This window comes from Polaromonas sp. YR568, assembly GCF_943369415.1.
GTDB lineage: Bacteria > Pseudomonadota > Gammaproteobacteria > Burkholderiales > Burkholderiaceae_C > Polaromonas.
This window is the reverse complement of the sequence record NZ_CALRNF020000054.1, coordinates 1-21,174: the sequence shown is the minus strand read 5'-3', so window position 1 is coordinate 21,174 and position 21,174 is coordinate 1. Positions and strand designations below refer to the sequence as shown.

Here is a 21,174-nt window from a genome sequence, read left to right as displayed (position 1 = left end):
GGCCCTGGTAGCCGGGGCGATGTCCATGGCCGCGGGCGAATACGTGTCGGTGCACTCGCAGTCCGATACCGAGAAGGCCGACCTGAACCGGGAGCGCGCCGAACTCGAAAAAGACCCCGTAGCCGAACACCGCGAACTGACCGCCATCTATGTCGCGCGCGGGCTGGACCCCGCGCTGGCCCGCCAGGTTGCCGGGCAGCTCATGGCCCATGACGCCCTGGGTTCGCACGCGCGCGACGAACTGGGCATTTCCGACAGCATGGCCGCCCGGCCCCTGCAGGCCGCGCTCGCGTCGGCGGCCAGCTTTGCGTGCGGCGCCCTGTTGCCGCTGGCCGTCACCGCGGTGGCGCCCGGCGGCACGCTGATCTGGTGGGTGTCCGGAACCTCGCTGGTATTTTTGGCATGCCTGGGCGCCATGGCCGCGCGGGCGGGCGGCGCGGCGGTCCTGCCGGGCGCATGGCGCGTGACCTTCTGGGGTGCGCTGGCCATGGGCATGACCGCGGGCGTGGGCGCGATGTTTGGCGCGGCAGTCTAAGTGCGCTGGCGCACAGACGCATGCAGATGCGGCGCGCAGAGTGAGGCCATGCCCTCACTGTCCACAACAGGTTTTCCGGCCGGTACCGCCCAAAACGGGATCGCCCGTTCAGCCATGGATTTCAGGGAGTCAACTGGTCTTCTCTGCACGCCGATAGGCCCTTACCACAGAGGAAAGTCCGCAGCCTTGAGCCAGGTCAAATGTCGTGCACCCGAAAGCTGAATCTTTCCTTTTATTGTCCCATCGCACATGCAGATCAATCTGGCGGTGCGTGTTCCTGGGGCAGGGCTAACATTTGAACGATCCGTGTGCCTGGTGGGGCGACAGCCCGCCAGCCTCGTTTGACCTCACTGTTTCCTGCCGCAGCTTCATGCGAGCCGCGCAACCAGGAAGTACTCAAATGGCCACTGAAATACGAATGAAACCTTCCGACGGGTCTTCCGGCCCGGTCTCGTTGCCATTGCCTGCCTGCCGAAGCTGCCAGGAACAGGTTCGCGTCCAGGAACGCGAGCATCTCGCGCGGGAGCTGCACGATGCCCTTGGCAGCCTTCTGATGAGCGCCAAGCTTGACATCGCCTGCATACAGCAGGAATTGAGCAGGATTTCGCCGGCCGCCTCCGCGCATCTCCACCATCTGATGGACATACTGAACCAGACCATGGCGCTCAAGCGCCGGATCATCGATGGCCTGGAACCTCCGCTGCTGTTGAATCAAGGTCTGGCCAAAGCCGTCACACGCCTGGCGCAGGATTTTTCGTCGGCGTCCGGAATCGAGGTGACGACCAGCCTCGGCGATGTTGTCCTGCCCGCTTCCGCGCAGCTCGCTGTCTACAGGCTTGCGGAGGAGGCACTGACGAACATCGGCAAATATGCAGGCGCCTCCCGTTCCTCCATTACCCTGCTCGCAGCCGATGATGGCGTGCAGGTTGAAGTGGAGGACGACGGCGTCGGCTTCAACGCCGCCACCGGTGAAAATTTCGGGCATGGCCTCCTCGGCATGAGACACCGGATTGAAGCGTGCGGCGGCACGCTGACCGTGGATTCGCAGCCGGGTCACGGAACACGCTTGCGGGCCCGCCTCCCCACGGGCAGTGTCGCGGTGCATTGATGGCTGCCGTGACACCGCCAACGCTATCGCCGACGAGGTTCGCGGGCCGTTGTCTTGTGGCCGCCGCCATGGCGCTCGCCGGCCCGGCGGCACAGGCCCAGACCACGCCCGTACCCAGCCGCGGGGAGCTGCTCTACACGACGCATTGCATTGCCTGCCACACCTCTGAGATGCACTGGCGCAACAGCCGGCGCGCCCATGACTGGGAGAGCCTGAAAACGCAGGTCCGCCTGTGGCAGGGCAACAGCGGGCTGCGGTGGGATGAGGCGGACATCGCGGAAGTGGCCGGTTACCTGAACGACACGGTTTATCGCTATCCGCGCGCGCCGGGCTCCGGCGGCCTCGTATTGCCCAGGCAAGCGCGGAGTATTTCCGCCGCGCGCTGAAGCGCCCCTGGCGCGCCAGGCGCAGAGTGCCGCGCCCTTGACATGGATCAAGCCTGGGCCGCCGCGCCGCTCCTAGACTGCGGCACATCACCACAGGAGAACCACCATGTACAAGCGCATTCTTGTTGCCACCGACGGCTCCACGCTTTCCAAAAAAGCAGTCAAGGAGGCCATAGGCCTTGCGGCATCCCTGGAAGCCGCCCTGGTGGTGCTCAACGTCGTGCCGCGCTATCCCATGAGCTACTTCGAAGGCGGCGCCACCATCTCGCCGCAGGAAGTCGGGCGCATCGAAAAAGACTGGGCCGACAAGGGCCAGGCCATCGCCGACGCGGCGCAGAAGTCCGCGCAGGCCGCCGGCGTCACCGCCAAGGCCGTGACCGCCAGGTCCGACCTGGTCGCCACGGCCATCATGGCCGCGGCCAAAAAGAACAAGTGCGACCTGATTGTCATGGCCTCGCACGGCCGCAAGGGCCTGTCGCGCATCCTGCTCGGCAGCGAAACCCAGCAGGTGCTCACGCACAGCAGCATTCCCGTGCTGGTCCTGCGCTGAACGCGGCCTGTTCCATTTCCATATTCCGGAGAACACCATGAAAGTCCTTCTGGCCGTCGACGGCAGCAAGTTCACCAAGAAGGCCCTCGCCTTCCTGGTGACCCATGAAACCCTGATGGGCCCCGACGCGGAACTGGTGGTGCTTAACGTGCAGCCGGCCGTTACCCCGCGCGTGAAGACCCTGCTGGGTGCCGCCACCGTGCGTGCCTGGCACAAGGAGGAAGCCGAAAAAGTGCTGCTGCCGATAGAGCGCTTCCTCCAGCGCCACAACATCGCTTTCAGCGCCTCCTGGGTCGCCGGCACGGCGGCCACGCAGATCGTGCAGGCGGCCAAACGCGAAAAAGTGCACATGGTGGTCATGGGCACCCACGGCCACGGCCTGCTGGGCCGCGCCCTGCTGGGCAGCGTCGCCCAGCGCGTGGTGACCGACGTCGACGTGCCCGTGCTGCTGGTCAAGTAGCCGCCCAACACCTGAAAGCATCCCATGAACACACTGTCGACAACGCCCGCCGCTTCCCCGGTGCCGCGGGCCATTCCCACCACGCGGCCGTCCCAGGGCACCCTGGGCCTGGGCTTGCTGGTCGCGCTGGTCACCGGCTCCATCATCGGCAGCGGCATCTTCGGCCTGCCGCAAAACATGGCGGCCGGCGCGGGCGCCGGCGCCATCCTGATCGGCTGGCTGGTCACCGGCGTGGGCATGCTGGTGCTGGCGCGGGTCTACCAGATGCTGGCGATGCGCAAGCCTGAACTGGACAACGGCGTCTACGCCTATGCGCGCGCTCTCTCGGGCGAATACGTCGGCTTCAACTCCGCCTGGGGCTACTGGATCAGCGCCTGGATAGGCAATGTCGGCTACCTCGTGGCCGCCTTCGGCGCGCTCGGCTATTTCTTCCCGGCCTTCGGCGAAGGCAACACCCCCACGGCCGTCGCCTGCGCGTCGGTGGTGCTGTGGGTGGTGCATGCGCTGGTGCTGCGCGGCATCAATACCGCCGCCTGGGTCAACGCCGTGGTCACGGTGGCCAAGGTCATCCCGCTGCTGCTGTTCATCGTGCTGGCGGCCGCCGCTTTCCAGGCGCCCACCTTCAACCTCGACTTCTGGGGCGGCGCCAAGCTCGGTTCGGTGCTGGACCAGGTCAAGAGCACCATGCTGGTGACGGTCTGGGTCTTCATCGGCATCGAGGGCGCCAGCGTCTACTCGGCGCGCGCGCGCCAGCGCAAGGACGTCGGCAAGGCCACGGTGATCGGCTTCCTGATCTGCCTGGCGCTGCTGATGGCCGTCTCGCTGCTGTCCCTGGGCATCTTCACGCAGCCTGAACTGGCCGGGCTCAAGAACCCCTCCATGGCCGGCGTGCTGGAAAAAGCCGTGGGCACCTGGGGCGCCGTGCTTATTTACATAGGCCTGATCGTTTCCGTGGGCGGCGGCTTCCTGGCCTGGACGCTGCTGGCCGCCGAATCCCTCTTCACGCCGGCCAACAGCGGCGTGATGCCCGCGTGGCTGGGCCGCCAGAGCGCCAAGGGCGTGCCGGCCAATGCCCTCTGGCTGAGCAGCGCCATGGTGCAGCTCTTCCTCATCGTCACGCTGGTGTCCAAGGCCTCCTACCTGGCGCTGATCTCGCTGTCGACCGCGATGATTTTGCTGCCCTACCTGTTCAGCGCGCTCTTCGGCCTGAAAGTGCTGCTGCGCGGTGAGGACAAGGCCGCGGGCCGGGCGCCCGAAGGCGCCGGCGGCTCGCTGGACCTGCCGGTGGCCGCGCTCGCCACGGTGTACTGCCTGTGGCTGCTGTATGCCGCCGGCGCCAAATACCTGCTGCTGAGCGCCCTGCTCTACGCCCCCGGCGCGGCGCTGTACTTCTTCGCCAAGAAGCAGGCCGGCAAGCAGGCCTTCACGGCCGGCGAAAAAGCCATGCTCGCGGCGCTGCTGGTGCTCGCGGCGGTGGCCGGCTGGATGCTGGCCGCCGGAAAGCTGGGCCTGTGACCGCCGGCGTCCATTCGGAGACAGGCCGGCTGCGCAAGGTGCTGGTCTGCCGCCCGGGCCTGGCGCACACGCGCCTGACGCCCGCCAACTGCCGGGACATGCTGTTCGACGACGTGATGTGGGTGGCCCAGGCCAAAAACGACCACTACGCCTTCACCAGCGCCATGGTGGAACACGGCGTGGAAGTGCTGGAGCTGCATGACCTTCTGGCGGCCACGGTCGCCAACCCGCTGGCGCGCGACCGGCTGCTGGACCGCGAACTGGCCGGCACCGACTTCGAAGCCGACGGCGTGCTGCGGCCCTGGCTGCAGGAGTTGCCGCCGGCCCGCCTGGCCGAATTTCTGATAGGCGGCCTGACGCCGGCGGACCTGCCCTTCAAGCTGCCCGGCCTCACCGCCGCCTGCGCCGGCCCGTCGGACCTGCTGCTGCCCGCCCTGCCCAACACCCTCTTCACGCGCGACAGCAGCTGCTGGATAGGCGACGGCGTGGCGCTGGGCTCCATGTACTGGCCCGCGCGCCGGCGCGAAAGCCTGCTCATGGCGACCGTCTACCGCTTTCACCCGGCCTTCGCGGGCCAGGTCACCGAATGGTGGGGCGACCCCGGCCAGCCGCACGCGCAGGCCACGCTCGAAGGCGGCGACGTCATGCCCCTGGGCAATGGGCTGGTGATGATAGGCATGGGCGAGCGCACTTCGCCGCAGGCCGTGAGCCAGCTCGCGCGCAGCCTGTTCGCGCGCGGCGCCGCCACCCGGGTGCTGGCCGCCCAGTTGCCCAAGTCGCGCGGCGCCATGCACCTGGACACGGTGCTGACCTTTTGCGACCGCGACCTCGTCACGGTGTTCCCGGAGGTCGTGGACGGCATACGCGTGTTCAGCCTCAGGCCCGGCGACGAACACGGCGGGCTGGATGTCCGGGTGGAAACCGACCCGTTTCTGGACGTGCTCGCGCAGGCACTGGGGATCACGAAGCTGCGCGTCGTCGCCACCGGCGGCAATGCCTACGAGGCCGAGCGCGAGCAGTGGGACGACGGCAACAACGTGCTGGCGCTGGCGCCCGGCGTCGTCATGGCCTACAACCGCAACACCCACACCAACACCCTGCTGCGCAAGGCCGGCGTCGAAGTCATCACCATCCCCAGCGGCGAGCTGGGGCGCGGCCGCGGCGGCAGCCACTGCATGTCCTGCCCGATAGAGCGCGACCCCGCCTGAACGCCGGCTCAACGCCGCACCAGCCTTCCTTGCCCGTCACTGGGACAACCACGAAAGACGGACACCATGAGCTTTAACCTTCACAACCGCAGCCTGCTGGACCTCAAGGACTTTTCCCCCAGGGACATCCGTTTCCTGCTGGACCTGGCCGCCGAGCTCAAGCGCTCCAAGTACGCGGGCAACGAACTGGCCCGCCTCAAGGGCAAAAACATCGCGCTGATTTTCGAGAAAGCCTCCACCCGCACGCGCTGCGCGTTTGAAGTCGCGGTGCACGACCAGGGCGGCCACGTGACCTACATAGACCCGGTCAGCTCGCAGCTGGGACACAAGGAGTCCCTGAAGGACACGGCCCGCGTGCTGGGCCGGATGTACGACGGCATCGAGTACCGCGGCTTCCACCAGAGCGTGGTGGAAGACATCGCGCGCTTTTCGCACGTGCCGGTGTGGAACGGCCTGACCGACGAGGCCCACCCCACCCAGGTGCTGGCCGACCTGCTGACCATGCAGGAGTTCAGCGAAAAGCCGCTGCATGAACTGTCTTTCTGTTACCTGGGCGACGCCCGCTTCAACATGGGCTGCTCGCTGCTGGTGGGCGGCACGCAGATGGGCATGGACGTGCGCATCGCCGCGCCCGCCGCGCTGATGCCGCCGCCGGCGCTGGTGGCTGAAATGCGCGAGTTGGCCAAAACGACGGGCGCGCGCATCACCCTCAGCAGCGATCCGGCCGAAGCCGTCAAGGGCGCGGACTTTCTCTACACCGACGTCTGGGTCTCCATGGGCGAACCCGACGAAACCTGGAAGCTGCGCATCGAACAACTGCTGCCCTTCCAGGTCAACAGCGCCCTGATGAAGGCCACCGGCAAGCCGCGCACGCGCTTCATGCACTGCCTGCCGGCCTTCCACAACCTGGACACCGAGGTCGGCCGCCAGATCCACGAGCGCTACGGCCTCAGCGAGATCGAGGTGACCGACGAGGTCTTCGAATCCGACGCGTCCATCGTGTTCTCGCAGGCGGAAAACCGCCTGCACACCATCAAGGCCGTGCTCGTGGCCACGCTCGCATGAGGCTGGTCGTGGCGCTGGGCGGCAACGCCCTGCTGCGCCGGGGCCAGTCCTTCAGCGCCGAACACCTGCTGGAAAACGTCAAAGGCGTGGCGGCCCAGCTGGCCCGCGTCGCGCTGCAGCACGAGCTGGTGGTGACCCACGGCAACGGGCCGCAGATAGGCCTGCTGGCCCTGCAGAACTCGGCCTACAAGGCGGTCGCGCCCTACCCGCTGGACATGCTGGGCGCGCAGACCGAAGGCATGATCGGCTACCTGCTGGAGCAGGAACTCGCCAACCACCTTCCGCCGGACCGCTGCGTCGCCAGCCTCCTCACGCGCGTGGAAGTCGATCCCGGCGACCCGGCCTTCCAGCGGCCCACCAAACCGATAGGGCCGGTATACACCAAAGACGAGGCCGACAAACTGGCACAAGCCATGCACTGGCGCATCGCCGCCGACGGCACGGGTTTCCGGCGCGTCGTCGCCTCGCCCCGGCCGGTGCGCGTGCTGGGCGTGAACCCGGTGCGCTGGCTGCTGCATCGTCAGGCCGTGGTCATCGCCGCGGGCGGCGGCGGCATCCCGGTAGTGCGCGCGGCCGACGGAAAGTCGCGCGAGGGCGTCGACGCGGTGATCGACAAGGACCTCACCAGCGCCCTGCTCGCGCAGGAGCTGGACGCCGACTGCCTGCTGATCGCCACCGACGTGGACGCCGTCTACCTCGACTGGGGAACGCCGCAAGAGCGCGCCTTGCGCAAAGCCAGGCCGCGCGACCTGCAGGCGCATCTTTTCCCCGCGGGCTCCATGGGCCCCAAGGTGCAGGCCGCCTGCGGTTTTGCGCTCAACACCGGCAAGAAGGCGTTGATAGGCTCGCTGGCGCAGATCGAGGAGATGCTGGCGGGCACCGCCGGCACCGAGATCAGCACCGGCGGCGGCGCGGCGCAAGGCAACCTGAAGCAGCACGATCCGGCCCTGTTTTCAAAGCCGGCTTGAGGTGGCGCAAACAGCCTGAGGCCGGCGCCGTGTTCAATGGCCGCATGAAACACTGCCGCCCTTTGCTCGCGGGCCTCGCGGCCTGCGCCGCCCTCTGCCTGCAAGCCGCCCATGCCGAGCCGCTGGCGCGCAGGCCTGCCCTCTCGGCCGGCGCCATCGTCGCCAGCCGCAGCGCCGGCGTCGTGGAAATCAGCACCATCCGGGCCTGGGTGCCCAGCGGCAGCGAGGAGCCCGAACCAGAATTCGCCCCGCCGGACACCTTCGGCGACCGGCTGGCAAGGCCCCAGCCCATAGGCCTGGCGCGCGGCGAGGCGCGCGACCTCGCCTCCGGCTTTGTGCTCACCGCCGACGGCTACATCCTCAGCAGCGCCCATGTGCTGTGGGATGCCGAGGAAGCCCAGGTGCGGCTGCAGGACGGCCGGCATTTCCCGGCCCGGCTGGTCGGGCTGGACCGCATCACCGACGTGGCCCTGCTCAAAATCGAGGCCGCCGGCCTGTCGCCCGTCACCCTGGGCGACTCCTCGAAGCTGGCCGTCGGCGACTGGGTCGCGGCGATAGGCTCGCCCTTCGGCTTTTCCGGCTCCGTCACCGCGGGCATCGTCAGCGCGAAGAACCGTTTTCTTTCCGGCAGCGGCGAAACCGCCTTCCTGCAAACCGACGTGGCCATCAACCCCGGCAGCTCCGGCAGCCCGCTCTTCAATGCCGACGGCGAAGTGATCGCCCTGAACTCGCTGATCTACAGCGGTAGCGGCGGCTACATGGGTGTGGCCTTCTCGGTGCCCATCAACCTGGCCGTCGACATCGCGGGCCGCCTGCGCGCCGCGGGGCGGATACGGCGCGCATACCTGGGCGCCCGGCTGCAGGGCATGACGGCGGCGCTCGCGCAGGCCTTCGGCGTGCGCGACCCCACCGGCGCGCTGGTCGTGCAGGTCACGGCCGGCGGGCCCGCCGTGCAGGCCGGCCTGCGGCGCGGCGACATCATCACCGCCTTCAACGGCGCCAAGGTCCGGGACTTCAGCAGCCTCGCATTGCAGATGGGCGACCACGGCGGCGGCAGTCCCGCCACGCTGGAGATCTGGCGCCAGGGCCGCAAAACCACGGCAGCCGTCACGCTGGGAGAAGCACCCGCCGTCACCCCGGGCCCGCTGGCGCTGCCGGATGCCGGCGACCTTCCCCGCCTGGGCCTGTCGCTGGCCGAGTCCGGCAAGGACCTGCAGGCGCAACTGGGCCTGGACGGCGGCCTGCTGGTGCGCCAGGCCGCCGGGCTGTCGCGCAGCGAAGGCATACAGTCCGGCGACGTGATCGTCGCCGCCAACGACCTGAGGCTGGACAGCGTGGAGGATTTCGACCGCGTGCTGTCACGCCTGGAGCCCGGCGCCGGCCTGGCGCTGCTGGTGATACGCGACCGGCAGGCGGCCTATGTCGCGCTGCGCATTCCGGCTCCGCACAGGCGTGCGCCGGACTCCGGGGGCGCGCCTCAAGCGCCCTAGTCCACCCCGATGGCCCAGTACAGCGGGCAGAAGCTGAACAGCCCCGTCAACAGCGGAAGCAGGCCCAGCAAGCCCCACCAGCGGGCATTTCCATCGAGCGCGAACAGCAGCGCCAGCAGCAGGATGCCGCCGGCGATGCGAAGCCGTCTTTCGATGGGGCCTATCCTGTGTTTCATCGCGAAGTCCTTCTGTTTTATCCGCCCTTGCAGCGTAACCCCGTCCGCAAGGCCGCGGCTTGACGAATGTCAAAACAAGCGCCACCGCGCCGGCCTACAGTGACATGGCCACTTTGTGGTGGCGATCTCTTCATTGAAGGAAAAAGCCATGAAAACCGATCTGCAGCTCAAGGCCGACGTCACCGCCGAACTGGCCTGGGACCCCGCCGTCAACTCAGCCGGCATAGGCGTGCTCGTCCACGACGGCGTGGTGACGCTCACCGGCCACCTGGACACCTTTGCCGAAAAAGTCGCGGCGGAGCGGGCCGTTCGCCGCGTGGCGGGTGTGCGCGGGCTGGCGATAGAGCTGGACGTGAAACTGGTCGCCGCCCACCACCGCAGCGACTCCGAAATCGCCTCGGTCGCCGCGTCCGCCTTGCGCTGGAGCGCGCTGCTGCCGCCCGACCGCATCCGGGTCGAGGTGGAAAAAGGCTGGGTCACCCTCACCGGCGACGTCGACTGGGCCTACCAGTGCCGCACCGCCGAAAAATGCGTGCGCGGCCTGGTGGGCGTGCGCGGCCTGTCCAACAACATCGCCGTCAAGCCCACCGTCAGCACACGGGACGTCGCGGCCGAAATTTCCGCGGCGCTCGAACGCCAGGCCGAGCGCGAAGCCCGGCACATCCAGGTCGACGTTGAAGACGGCGTCGTCACGCTTCACGGCAAGGTGCATTCCCTGGCCGAGCGCGAAGCGGCCGCCGGCGCGGCCTTCGCCGCCAGGGGCGTGACCCGCATCGTCAACAGGCTGGAAATCGGCGCCTGAACATCGCCTGAAACGGGTGGCGCCGCCTTGCGCTACATCAAGCCCCCGCCCGCGCCCGTGCCCTAGAGTGGACGGGTTCACCGGACAGACAGTCCATCTTGCAAACCCGCAAACCAACACGGCCGACGCGCGCCGCCCCAGGAGTCCCATATGCCCTTTTTTCACACCGTGGTCTGGCTGGACCATCACCAGGCCCAGTTCATCCAGTTCGACGCCGGACAGTCCGAGGCGCGCAAGCTTCACGCGCATTCCCATGCCACGCCCCAGCACGGCAGCGAGGTGCGCACCCAGCATGAATTTTTCGGCCAGGTCTGCGACGCGCTGGACGGCATGGAGTCCGTCCTGGTGACGGGCGGGCATACCGCGCAAGCCGACTTCCGCCACTACGTCGACAAACACCGCCCTGCCCTGGCGCCGCGCATCACAGGCTGGGAAACCGTGGACCACCCGAGCGAGGCCCAGTTGCTGGCGCTGGGCCGGCAGCGGCGGCAGCAGGCGGCCGCGGGCCTGGTCACCGGCCAGTGACGGCGTACCGGTAATGGACGGGCCCGCCGCCTCCGCCCGGGCAACCCAGCCCTGGTGGCTGGAGCCGGCGCCGGCGGAGGCGCCCGGCCTGTCGCAGCTTGAGGCGCAGCAGGCCTTGGCGCGCGTGGGACCCAACAGCTTCGAGGCGCGCAAGAAACAGTGGCTGGCGCTGCAGTTCCTGGCGCGCTTTCGCAACCCGCTGGTGCTGGTGCTGCTGGCCGCCAGCGCCGTTTCCGCCGCCACCGGCGACGCGGCCAACTTTGCCATCATCATGCTGATGGTGCTGCTGAGCGTCACGCTGGACTTCGTGCAGGAACACCGCGCCGGCCGGGCCGCCGACACGCTGCGTGACTCGGTGGCCCTGCGCGCCAGCGTGCTGCGGGACGGCCGTGTGCAGGAGGTGCCGGTGTCGGCGCTGGTGCCCGGCGACCTGGTGTTGCTGTCGGCCGGCGACCGCGTGCCGGCTGACGGCCGCGTCGTCGAGGCCCGCGACTTCTTCGTCAACCAGGGGCTTCTGACCGGCGAGTCCTATCCCGTCGAGAAGCACCCCGGCCCGCTGGACGGCGGCGCCGTGGAACTGCAGCAAGCCCTCAACGCGGCCTTCATGGGAAGCACGGTGGTCAGCGGCAGCGCCCGCATGCGGGTCATGGCGACCGGCCCGGCCACGGCGCTCGGCGAGGTGGCGCACAGCATCCAGGCCGAGCCGCCGCCCACCGCCTTCGAAACCGGCATGCACCGCTTCGGCATGCTGTTGATGCGCATCACGCTGCTGCTGGTGCTGTTCGTCATGCTGGTCAACCTGGTGCTGCACCGGCCGCTGCTCGACTCCTTCCTGTTTGCCGTGGCGCTCGCGGTGGGCCTGACGCCCGAGCTGCTGCCCATGGTGGTTTCGGTCACGCTGTCGCGCGGCGCGCTGCGCATGGCGGCGCGCCGCGTGATCGTCAAGCGCCTGGCCTCGATACAAAACCTTGGGGCCATGGACGTGCTGTGCACCGACAAGACCGGCACGCTCACCGAGGCGAAGATCAGCCTGGCGCGCTGCGTGGACGCGGACGGGCGCGACACGCCCCGCGTGCTGCTGCTGGCCTATCTGAACAGCGTGTTCGAAAGCGGCCTCAGGAGCCCGCTGGACGAAGCCGTGCTCGCGCGCGGGGTGGACGTCTCGGGCTGGCAAAAGATCGACGAGGTGCCCTTTGACTTCGAGCGCCGGCGCGTGTCGGTGCTGGTCGATCGCGGGGACGCGCGCTGGCTGGTCGTCAAGGGCGCGCCCGAGGACGTGCTGGCGCTGTGCAAGCGCCGCGAGGAGGACGAAGGCCGCGCGCTGGCGCCGCTGGACGAGGCCGCGCGGGCCAGCCTGCGCGAGCGCTGCCACGCGCTGGAGCGCGAAGGCCTGCGCGTGCTCGGCGTGGCCTGGCGCGAGGTGCCCAAAGACCATCCGCATGCCGACGTCCGCGACGAGAGCGAGCTGGTCTTCGCCGGTTTCGCCGCCTTCATCGACCCGCCCAAGCCCGGCGCCGGCGCCGCGCTGGCCGCGCTGGCCCGAAGCGGCGTGGCCGTCAAAATCGTCACCGGCGACAGCGAACTGGTCGCCCAGCACCTGTGCGGCCTGCTGAAGCTGCCGGTCAAGGGCATCCTGACCGGGCAGGAGATCGCGCACATGGACGAGGCGGCGCTGCGCGCGCGCGTGGGCCGCACCACGCTGTTTTGCCGCGTCAACCCGGCCCAGAAGAACCGCATCATCCTGGCGCTCAAGGCGCGCGGCCACGTGGTCGGCTACCTGGGCGACGGCATCAACGACGCGCCGCCGCTGCGCTCGGCCGACGTCGGCATCACCGTGGACTCCGCCGTCGACGTGGCGCGGGAGGTGGCCGACATGGTGATGCTGGACCACGACCTCGCGGTGCTGCACGAAGGCGTGCTCGAAGGCCGGCGCACCTTCGGCAACGTGATGAAGTACATCATGATGGGCACCAGCTCCAACTTCGGCAACATGCTGAGCATGGCCGCCGGCTCGCTGTTCCTGCCCTTCCTGCCCATGCTGCCGGCGCAGATCCTGCTCAACAACGTGCTCTACGACCTGTCCCAGGCGGCCATCCCCCTGGACCGGGTCGATCCCGGCGACCTGCGCCGCCCGCGCGCGCTGGACATGGCTTTCATCCAGCGCTACATGTGGCTGTTCGGCCTGGTCAGCTCCGCCTTCGACCTGCTGACGTTCTGGATCCTGCTGCGGGTGCTGCATGCCGACGAGGCCCTGTTCCACACCGGCTGGTTCGTCGAGTCGCTGGTGACCCAGGTGCTGGTCATCTTCGTGATCCGCACGCGCGGCAGGCCCTGGGCCAGCCGGCCCAGCGCGGTGCTGACGGCCGCCTCGCTGGCCGTGGTGGCCGTGGCGCTGCTGCTGCCCTTCACGCCGCTGGGCCGGCTCTTTCACTTCGAGCCGCCGCCCGCCGCATTTTTTGCCTGGCTGCTGGTGATGGTCGTCGCCTACCTGGCGCTGGCCGAGGGGGCCAAGCGCTTCTTCTACGCCCGCATGGCGGCGCCCCGCAGGTCGAGGCCAGTGGCGGCAGCACATCTTCAGGATGCCGCCGCCGCGGCGCGCCCGCCGCAAACTACCCCAGGTACTTCCCGCCATTGACGGACAGCGTGATGCCGGTGATGAAGCCGGCTTCGTCGGCGGCGAGGAAGACCACGGCGCGGGCAATTTCCTCCGGCCTGCCGAGGCGGCCGGCCGGCACCGTCTTCAGGATATCGTCCATCACCGCGGCCGGCACGGCGGCCACCATCGGTGTGTCGATGTAGCCGGGCGCGATGACGTTGGCCGTGATGTTGCGCGAGGCCCCTTCAAGCGCAAGGGATTTGGTAAAGCCGATGATGCCGGCCTTGCTGGCGGCGTAGTTCGTCTGCCCGGCCTGGCCGGAAAGCCCGTTGACCGAGCTGATGTTGATCACGCGGCCGAAACGGCGCGCGCGCATGCCTTCAATGACCGCCCGGCACATGTTGAAACAGCCGCCCAGGTTGACGTCCATCACCTGCTTCCACTGGCCGGCGTCCATCTTGTGCAGCATGGCGTCGCGTGTGATGCCCGCGTTGTTGACCAGGACGTCGATGGGTCCGAGCGCCTTTTCCACCGCCTCAACGCCTGCGATACAGGCCGCGCCGTCGGCCACGTCCCAGGAAAAAACCGGGATGCCGGTTCGGCCCAGGAAAGCGCGCGCCGCAGCCTCGTTGGCGCCGAAATTGGCCGCCACGCGATATCCAGCCGCCAGCAGTGCCTCGGCGCTGGCCGCGCCTATGCCGGAGGTGCCGCCTGTGACCAGTGCCACGCGCCCGGCCATGTCAGCGCTCCCGCCGCGGAGTCATTTCCGTTCCCATTCCGTGTCTGGAGGCGGGGCTTGCGCCAGCGGGAACCAGAAGGCATTGGTACATGGTGTCCTCCTTCAATGATGAATGGAACGTCCAGTATTCAATGGCTTGCCCGGCCGGAATTTGACCTGGCTCAAATGCACGCAACACATCCTGCAAGCCTTGAATCCCATGCGGGACAATGGTGGCCGCGGTCCGCGGACCTTGTCCTGGTTTTCCATTGTAGAAAGATTGACCCATGCACATCGACTGGAATGCGTTCACGCCGTGGACGGCCCTGGCGGGCGGCGGCCTGATCGGCCTGGCGGCGGCCATGTTTGTCCTGCTCAACGGCCGCATCGCGGGCATCAGCGGCATATTGGGCGGCCTGCTGCGTCCCGCGCGCCGCGACATAGGCTGGCGCGTCGCTTTCGTGGCGGGACTGGTGGGCGCGCCGCTGCTGTATGCGCTGTTCGCCCAGCTGCCGCGGCCGCAGATTGATGCCGGCTATGCAACCCTGATCGCGGCCGGATTCATCGTCGGGCTGGGCACACGCTACGGCTCCGGCTGCACCAGCGGGCACGGTGTGTGCGGCATTTCGCGGCTGTCGCCCCGTTCGCTGGCCGCCACGGCGGCCTTCATGCTGGCCGGCTTCGCCACGGTGTTCCTCGTGCGCCATGTGCTTGTTGCGGGTTGAGCGGCCATGTATAACTTTTTTTCCCTGCTGGCCGGCGCGGTCTTCGGCCTGGGCCTGCTGGTCTCCGGCATGACCAACCCCGCCAAAGTGCTCGGCTTCCTGGATCTGGCGGGCCCGTGGGACCCCTCGCTGGCGCTGGTCATGGCGGGCGCCATCGCCATCGCATCCATGGCATTCGCCGTCGCGGGCCGCCGCCCCCTGAGCCTCATGGGCCAGGAAATAAAACTCCCCTCCTCCCGCACCGTGGACCGACGGCTGGTCGGCGGCAGCCTGCTCTTCGGAATCGGCTGGGGCATCGCGGGCTTCTGCCCCGGGCCTGCACTCGTCGCGCTCGGCATGGGCGAAGGCAAGGCCGCCGTCTTTGTCGTGGCCATGCTGGCGGGAATGGGTGCGTTCGAACTGTTCGAACGGCGGGGCAATCCCCCCAATCCGAAGGCGGGGTGAGCCCATGGACCCCTTCATTCCTCAGCGGACGCAAAACAACTCCTCAAGGACAAGCTCATGAGCCGTCACGCGCGTATCCAGGCCTTCTTCGATGCGGAGACCTGGACCGTCACCTATGTCGTGTCCGACCCGGCGACGGGCAGCGCCGCGGTGATCGATCCCGTGCTGGGCTACGACGTCAAGTCGGGCCATACGCACACCCGGTCGGCGGACCAGGTGCTGGCCTACGTTGCCGCCGCGAACCTGCAGGTGCAGTGGATACTGGAAACCCACGCGCACGCCGACCATCTGTCCGCGGCGCGTTACCTGCAGCAATGCGTCGGCGGCCGGATCGCGATCGGCGAGAACATCAAACAGGTGCAGGCGGTTTTCAAAAACCTCTTCAACCTGGAGCGCAGCTTCCTGCCGGACGGCAGCCAGTTCGACCACCTGTTCAAGGACGGCGAGCGTTTCAGGATCGGGCAGTTGGAGGTCGCCGCCCTGCTGGTGCCCGGGCACACGCCGGCCGACATGGCCTACGCCGTCGAAGATGCCGTGTTCGTGGGCGACACGCTCTTCATGCCCGACGTGGGCACGGCACGCGCGGATTTTCCGGGCGGCGATGCCCACCAGCTTTACCGCTCCATCCGCCGGCTGCTGGCGCTGCCGCGGGAGACGGCGATATTCGTCTGCCACGATTACCCGCCGGAAACACGGCAGCCCGCCTGGGAGACCACCGTGGGTGAACAGCGGGACGGCAACGTCCACGTGCATGACGGTGTCACCGAGGAGGCGTTTGTCGCGATGCGGACGGCGCGGGATGCCACCCTCGACGTGCCGACCCTGATCCTGCCGTCGCTGCAGGTGAACGTGCGCGCGGGGCAGCTCCCGCCGCCGGACGACAACGGCGTGTCTTACCTGCGCATCCCGCTGAACGCGCTGCCGGGCGCCAAGCCCTGAGCGGCCTGTGTGGCGTGGCAGGAGCCAGGCCACCGGTACGCCCAGCTGGCCCTGCGCCTGGAATACATACTGAGGAATTCGTTCTGAAGGGTCAGCTCCGGGCTCATTGCAGCCGTCGGTAAGATGACAGCTTTCGGCCAATAGCTGACCTACGACCGCGCCTCCCAATTTCGGCCGAGAGGTAACCCTATGATGGCTACTCCAGACCGTTGAAAGCGCTATGTTTGAACTGCCAGCGGAACACTACCCCTCTCTGACTCCTCTGTTTGGGCCACAGCACATTGGCGCCGAAGTCGCAGGTGCCGTGCTCGCTGGCAACACCCAGGGCAAGGTGTTCGTGAGCGCCCCTGATGACTTCCGAACGGCCTTCGTCTACGACAACGGCTTTTGCGTGCTAGGGGGCCCGGTTGCGACTCCGGCATTCGCGAAATCGTGCCTGCAATGGCTCTACGACCATCCGCATAAGGACTTCTTCATCCTCTATCCCAGTCACGAAGGCTGGGTGCCAGTACTGGATACAGCCGCAACCTCTTCGACAAAAAGGGTTCAGCGAGTCGCCTTTGAGTTCAACAAGGAAAGCTTCGATGCGAGACGCTCAAAGCCGTCTCTCGCATCTGGCTTGAGCCTGACACCGATGGATGCAACCCTGATGCGAAAGGTAGAGGCTACGGTGTATCCGTGGATAGGCGGGACGTGGAAGTCTGCTACCGATTTCGAGGGGCGCGGTGTCGGCTTTTGCGTGTTGACCGAAGGAGGAGTCGTAAGCCTTTGCTATTCGGTCTTCGTGTCTGGTGGGTGCCACGCGATTGACATACTGACGGTTGAGAAGTTCAGGGGCCTTGGGCTGGCAGAGGCCGTCGCGTCCGCCTTCATAGACGAATGCGTTCACCGCGGCCTGCAGCCAACATGGGATTGCTTTGAACAAAATTTGCCGTCAATGCGCCTCGCGCAAGCGCTGGGTTTCAAGGTAACGCACAAGTTCCTCGTGTATTCTTGGCAGCGGACAATCTAGCGGCTTCACTAGCGGCCCCTACCGTGCGTACGGGCCCCTTCGGGCCGGCAGAAAGTAGGGTTCGAGTCCAAAGCTCTGGGTCCGCGACCGGCTACATTCGGCCAGAAGCGGCCGTTCGAATCTGCGCGCCGCCGCGCCATAATTGCGCCTTCTTTCTTGCGGGACAAACATGCAACTGGAAATCGCGCAATCAACGCCAACGGCAAGCAGCATCGCCGCTCTTGTGCAGGCCCGCTATGGACTCGGCGACGTCATCGAGAGTGAGTTCCTGCGGCGGAGTTTCAACCAAGTCTATCGATTGGACTTTGCCGGCGGGCAGCGTGTTGTGGCGCGCCTGTGTGCTGAGCGACCGCGGGGTGGCCCCAACGCGTTGTTCGAGGCTGCGGCACTGGAGCACTGGGCCAACGTCGGCTGCCAGGTCTCTCGCTGCGTAACAACGGCGACCGGCGAGATCGCCATACAGGTGCCGCTACCGGAAGGCGCCCGGACGCTAATGCTCTTCGAATATCTGGACGGGGAGTTCACGGGTGAGTCCGCAGCCGACGTGCAGGCCTTTGCGCACGGTTTGGCCGGTTTGCACGAAGGGGGCGAAAACTACGAGGGGCCGGAGAGCGCCTATGTGCTTGACCTCAACTACCTTCTCCTCAGGCCGCTGGAGGGACTGCTTCGCGCGCCGTCCATGACCGGCGAATTGCGCCCGCAATTCGAGAAACTGGGCTTGCGGCTGCACGATGAAATCCTGGCCATGGGCGAACTGAGCCGCGTGTTATGCCATGGCGACGCACACGGCCAGAACAACTTCGTCACGACCGACGCCGAGGGACAACGCCAGGCCCTATTCTTCGATTTCGACGAGGCCGGCCCGGGCTACCTGGCGTATGAGCTTGCGGTCTACCCATGGAACCTGTACCCGCGCATGCCTGACGGTGAGGTGAGCCGCAAAGTGGAAATGCAGTGGAAAAATTACATCTCCGCCTACCGGGACAGACGCCCGGTCGCAGAGGCCGACCTTGCCGCCATCGCACGCTTCATGGCGGTGCGGCAATTCTGGTTGCTCGGAGAGTACGCGGGCCGAGTACCGGTTTGGGGTTCCCAAACAATGACGACTGGCCAACTCTTCCGGCAGGTTGAATTGCTAAGCCAATGGGAGACCTTGCAATTGCCAACTTAGCGGCCCATACCAACAGCCGCAATGGCCCCCTTTGTGCCGGGCACAGCTTCGGCTACAGTCGGCCAGAAGCGGACCTCCGACTAACGCAAGGACCCTGTGAAGCCAGAACTCAACACTCGCCAACTGATGCCCTCTGATGCGGACGAATTTTCCGCCTTGCGACGTCGGGTCACCGAACACAATCCCGTGCCTATGGGGCTTTCGCTTGCTGAAGAGTTGACGAGGCCGCTGCAGGGGTTCCGTGATCAGCTGGCCGCTCCCGCCCCGAGCGCGGCCTTCGGCGTGTTTGTCGACGGCCTGCTGCGTGCGTGCTCGGCCGTCGCGTGGACGAGCCGATTTCCCTCTTCCATGCACAAGGTGACTCTTTGGGGGACTTTCGTCGACCCATCGCATCGAGGTCAGGGATTCGGCCGGATGGCTGTCGAGGCTGCGTTGGAACACGCACGCTCACAAGATGTGCACCGCGTTAATTTGACCGTGTTCTTGCCGAACACCGCTGCAATCGGCCTTTATCAGTCGCTAGGGTTCGAACCCTACGGGCTCGAACCCGAAGCAATTCGACTTGATGGCACGTTCTATGATGGCCAACACATGAGCCTGTTGCTACGCAGCAATTGACATTCTGCAAGCGGTTGGCAACGTCTACTTGGGGTGAGTTACCGACTTTTAACCATGAGCGACATTGAGATCTACACCCCCACCGCAGAGGAAGTGCACTCTGGCGAGCTCGGTCGCCGCATGCGGCAGTTCAACTACCAGTACGTGGGCGAATATGCCCAAGTGCAGCCGGTCTGGGTCAGTGCAAAGGACGGCCACGGCGAACTCGTGGGTGGGTTGCGCGGGTTTGTTTTCATGCACTGGCTGAATGTGGAGCTGCTGTTCGTGGACGAGGGGGCGCGTCACAAAGGCGTGGGTCGCATGCTGCTTGAAACGGCGGAACAGAAAGCCCGTGAGCTGGGTGCCCGCAATGCGACGCTGAACACCTTCGAATGGCAAGCCCGCGCGTTCTACCTCAAGCAAGGCTATGAAGAGTTCGGGCGCATCGACAACTTCATCCAGGGCTTCTACGTGGCCTACATGAAGAAAGCACTGGAGCCATAGCGGCTCCCCAAGAGTTCGCGGGGGGAAGTCGACCGAATACCTGGAGAGTGAAAGACACTTTCTACTTGATCGATAGCCCCCCTTACCGTTCAGTCAAGTGAAGCGCTTATCGCTCCGGCAGGCACGCGGCCGCTGCGGCGGCGTGGGTTACTACAGCTTTCCACCCTGAACAGCGCTGGTGCGATACTCAAACGCCTTAACACCACGCTGTCGTGGTGCCGCCCATCCTGATGCGTAGCGGCAAGTCAAGACTTGATTGATGCGGCCAGGATCGGTCGTTCGTTGTTGGCCGACCGCTATTCCGCTTGACTTCTTCGGCTGCCAATGCGTCCCAGAAAACCATCTACGACCGGCGCCCACAGGCCTGCCAGGGAAACGATGTGATGGCCGTCCTGTCCCGACAAAATTTCGAGCACATGAAACTGCCCATGACCGCCAGCGGCTTCGAAGGCGTTAAAGTTCTTGCGGCTGTGAGCAACGCTATAGAAAGGGTCGTTTTCAGCGTAGAGCCATGCGGTAGGTCCGGGAAATGTTGCTCCCCTCCTGGCGATCACGGGATTGATCATCTCGGATGCGGGGCCCCGCTCATCAACCCAGCCGCCCACGAAATTGAGGACGCCGAGAAAGAGCTCCGGTCGCGCTCCCGCGAATGCCAATGCAAGGAAGCCACCCCGAGAATGCCCGCCGATCAGCAGGCGCTCACGATCAACATCGGGCCGCGTAAGCAAGTGCTCGACAACGCATGCCACGTCCAGCAGCGCGTGCTCGAATCCCGGAAGTGCGTATTGGGGATCGTCTGAGTATTGCGACCGATCTGGTTCGAATCCCTCGTCGTAAAGGCCACCTGATTTTCCGCGCCCGCGTCGCTGTGGGAACACGACCATCCAGCCACGATCGTTGAAATACTTCGCCATTGCCGGGCTGGTCACCGTGCTGGTAAACAGCGCCGGATCGTTTCCGATACCCGTCGAACCATGATTGAACACAAGCGTGGGGAAAGGACCCGGCCCGGCCGGTTTGAACGTCACCATCTCGAGCATGATCTGCTCGCCACGTTCGAACATCCCGGTGGGCACGCGTTCGCTGATTCGTTGTTCTTCAACACTCGGCCGTGATAGCACCCCAGCGATCCAGCGACCGTCCTGTTCGCGCCACAGAAGTTCAACTACATCCGGATTTCTCATCCGAAATTGGAGGCTTGCGCCGTTTGTCAGGCGGCCTCGCAGTTCGTTCCCGCGAACCTGAGCGAGCACGCGTTCGCTAAAAACACCCCGGTCGCCGGACGCTCGCACGCACACGATCGTAGCTTCGTTCAGTGAGAGACTTTCGACGATCAGCTTGACGTCGTAGCTGCGGCCTTGGCCGGCCCATCCTGACCAGTCCCCGGACCAAGCCGCGACCGAAGCCGGCAGATCGCTCGACGGTTTCAGCACGGCGATGTCTGTTGGAGCGGCAGCAGTAACTGGGCTCTCCGATGCTTCCGGCTCCAAAGCCCCCATGAAGTCGGGCCAAACTGTCGTGTTCTCCTGGTTGTTGAATTCCGCTGAAGTCTGACCCGAGTTTTCCATCGAATATTGACCCACACTCTTTGTGAGCAGAAGGTGCTCACGATGTGGATAAGTTCTTGGTTTTCTCCTTTTTGGGCTGAGTCTGTGTGGATCTGCCTCAAAGTGCGCCGCT

Annotated in this window: 23 protein-coding genes; 20 read left to right on the top strand and 3 right to left on the bottom strand. The window is 66.3% G+C overall.

From position 1 onward, the window contains the following. The 10 genes from ACLV74_RS23895 to ACLV74_RS23850 form a co-directional block, all read left to right on the top strand. A partial coding sequence (locus ACLV74_RS23895) for a VIT1/CCC1 transporter family protein (RefSeq protein WP_411881923.1) occupies positions 1-535 on the top strand: 535 nt, incomplete at its 5' end. A 418-nt stretch (positions 536-953) separates the two neighbouring features. Beyond that, positions 954-1,643 carry a sensor histidine kinase gene (locus tag ACLV74_RS23890; protein WP_411881922.1) on the top strand — a complete coding sequence of 230 codons (690 nt, stop codon included), beginning with the start codon at positions 954-956 and terminating at the stop codon, positions 1,641-1,643. A gap of 68 nt (positions 1,644-1,711) precedes the next feature. Next, on the top strand, positions 1,712-2,029 hold the full coding sequence (locus tag ACLV74_RS23885; protein WP_411881921.1) for a cytochrome C: 318 nt from the start codon (positions 1,712-1,714) through the stop codon (positions 2,027-2,029). Between the two features lie 106 nt (positions 2,030-2,135). Next, complete coding sequence (locus tag ACLV74_RS23880; protein ID WP_411881920.1) at positions 2,136-2,579, top strand: universal stress protein; 444 nt, start codon at positions 2,136-2,138, stop codon at positions 2,577-2,579. Between the two features lie 37 nt (positions 2,580-2,616). After that, positions 2,617-3,039 (top strand): universal stress protein, encoded by a 423-nt coding sequence (locus ACLV74_RS23875; protein ID WP_411881919.1) that lies wholly within the window; start codon positions 2,617-2,619, stop codon positions 3,037-3,039. Between the two features lie 24 nt (positions 3,040-3,063). Beyond that, positions 3,064-4,554 carry an arginine-ornithine antiporter gene (arcD, locus tag ACLV74_RS23870; RefSeq protein WP_411881918.1) on the top strand — a complete coding sequence of 497 codons (1,491 nt, stop codon included), beginning with the start codon at positions 3,064-3,066 and terminating at the stop codon, positions 4,552-4,554. Then, a complete protein-coding gene (locus ACLV74_RS23865; protein WP_411881917.1) occupies positions 4,551-5,762 on the top strand; it encodes an arginine deiminase in 1,212 nt (403 codons plus the stop codon). The genes arcD and ACLV74_RS23865 overlap by 4 nt, the downstream gene beginning before the upstream one ends. A 66-nt stretch (positions 5,763-5,828) precedes the next feature. Then, positions 5,829-6,827, top strand: coding sequence for an ornithine carbamoyltransferase (argF, locus tag ACLV74_RS23860; RefSeq protein ID WP_411881916.1), 999 nt, complete (start codon positions 5,829-5,831; stop codon positions 6,825-6,827). Further along, the gene (gene arcC, locus ACLV74_RS23855) at positions 6,824-7,795 is read left to right on the top strand and encodes a carbamate kinase (RefSeq protein WP_411881915.1); all 972 of its coding nucleotides are present in this window, start codon (positions 6,824-6,826) and stop codon (positions 7,793-7,795) included. The genes argF and arcC overlap by 4 nt, the downstream gene beginning before the upstream one ends. A 44-nt stretch (positions 7,796-7,839) precedes the next feature. Next, a complete protein-coding gene (locus tag ACLV74_RS23850) occupies positions 7,840-9,285 on the top strand; it encodes a trypsin-like peptidase domain-containing protein (RefSeq protein WP_411881914.1) in 1,446 nt (481 codons plus the stop codon). Here ACLV74_RS23850 and ACLV74_RS23845 read toward each other — a convergent pair. Beyond that, positions 9,282-9,461: a YgaP-like transmembrane domain gene (locus tag ACLV74_RS23845; protein ID WP_411881913.1), complete on the bottom strand. Its 180-nt coding sequence runs from the start codon at positions 9,459-9,461 to the stop codon at positions 9,282-9,284. The two genes, ACLV74_RS23850 and ACLV74_RS23845, sit on opposite strands and share 4 nt — an antisense overlap. Before the next feature lie 148 nt (positions 9,462-9,609). On the opposite strand from ACLV74_RS23845, the gene ACLV74_RS23840 reads away from it, so the two are divergent. From ACLV74_RS23840 to mgtA, 3 genes are all read left to right on the top strand, one after another. After that, positions 9,610-10,263, top strand: a complete 654-nt coding sequence (locus ACLV74_RS23840; RefSeq protein ID WP_411881912.1) for a BON domain-containing protein — start codon at positions 9,610-9,612, stop codon at positions 10,261-10,263. Positions 10,264-10,413: 150 nt separating this feature from the next. Beyond that, positions 10,414-10,788, top strand: a complete 375-nt coding sequence (locus tag ACLV74_RS23835) for a hypothetical protein (RefSeq protein ID WP_411881911.1) — start codon at positions 10,414-10,416, stop codon at positions 10,786-10,788. A gap of 13 nt (positions 10,789-10,801) precedes the next feature. Further along, a complete protein-coding gene (gene mgtA, locus ACLV74_RS23830) occupies positions 10,802-13,423 on the top strand; it encodes a magnesium-translocating P-type ATPase (RefSeq protein WP_411881910.1) in 2,622 nt (873 codons plus the stop codon). Here the strand turns inward: mgtA and phbB are convergent. Next, entirely contained in the window at positions 13,398-14,123 is a 726-nt protein-coding gene (gene phbB / locus ACLV74_RS23825) for an acetoacetyl-CoA reductase (RefSeq protein ID WP_411881909.1), read from the bottom strand. The genes mgtA and phbB overlap by 26 nt on opposite strands. Before the next feature lie 266 nt (positions 14,124-14,389). Between phbB and ACLV74_RS23820 the strand changes: the two genes are divergently transcribed. The 7 genes from ACLV74_RS23820 to ACLV74_RS23790 all read left to right on the top strand — a co-directional run bounded on the left by ACLV74_RS23820 (position 14,390) and on the right by ACLV74_RS23790 (position 19,494). After that, on the top strand, positions 14,390-14,827 hold the full coding sequence (locus ACLV74_RS23820; RefSeq protein WP_411881908.1) for a YeeE/YedE family protein: 438 nt from the start codon (positions 14,390-14,392) through the stop codon (positions 14,825-14,827). A 6-nt stretch (positions 14,828-14,833) separates the two neighbouring features. Beyond that, entirely contained in the window at positions 14,834-15,271 is a 438-nt protein-coding gene (locus ACLV74_RS23815) for a DUF6691 family protein (RefSeq protein WP_411881907.1), read from the top strand. Positions 15,272-15,328: 57 nt separating this feature from the next. Continuing rightward, positions 15,329-16,210, top strand: a complete 882-nt coding sequence (locus ACLV74_RS23810) for an MBL fold metallo-hydrolase (RefSeq protein ID WP_411881906.1) — start codon at positions 15,329-15,331, stop codon at positions 16,208-16,210. A 220-nt stretch (positions 16,211-16,430) separates the two neighbouring features. Beyond that, a complete protein-coding gene (locus ACLV74_RS23805; protein ID WP_411881905.1) occupies positions 16,431-17,222 on the top strand; it encodes a GNAT family N-acetyltransferase in 792 nt (263 codons plus the stop codon). Between the two features lie 169 nt (positions 17,223-17,391). Beyond that, complete coding sequence (locus ACLV74_RS23800) at positions 17,392-18,393, top strand: phosphotransferase enzyme family protein (RefSeq protein ID WP_411881904.1); 1,002 nt, start codon at positions 17,392-17,394, stop codon at positions 18,391-18,393. A gap of 96 nt (positions 18,394-18,489) precedes the next feature. Then, the gene (locus tag ACLV74_RS23795) at positions 18,490-19,011 is read left to right on the top strand and encodes an N-acetyltransferase family protein (RefSeq protein ID WP_411881903.1); all 522 of its coding nucleotides are present in this window, start codon (positions 18,490-18,492) and stop codon (positions 19,009-19,011) included. Between the two features lie 54 nt (positions 19,012-19,065). Beyond that, positions 19,066-19,494 carry a GNAT family N-acetyltransferase gene (locus ACLV74_RS23790; protein ID WP_411881902.1) on the top strand — a complete coding sequence of 143 codons (429 nt, stop codon included), beginning with the start codon at positions 19,066-19,068 and terminating at the stop codon, positions 19,492-19,494. A 296-nt stretch (positions 19,495-19,790) separates the two neighbouring features. Here ACLV74_RS23790 and ACLV74_RS23785 read toward each other — a convergent pair. Continuing rightward, on the bottom strand, positions 19,791-21,174 hold a 1,384-nt coding region (locus tag ACLV74_RS23785; protein WP_411881901.1), incomplete at its 5' end, for an alpha/beta hydrolase family protein.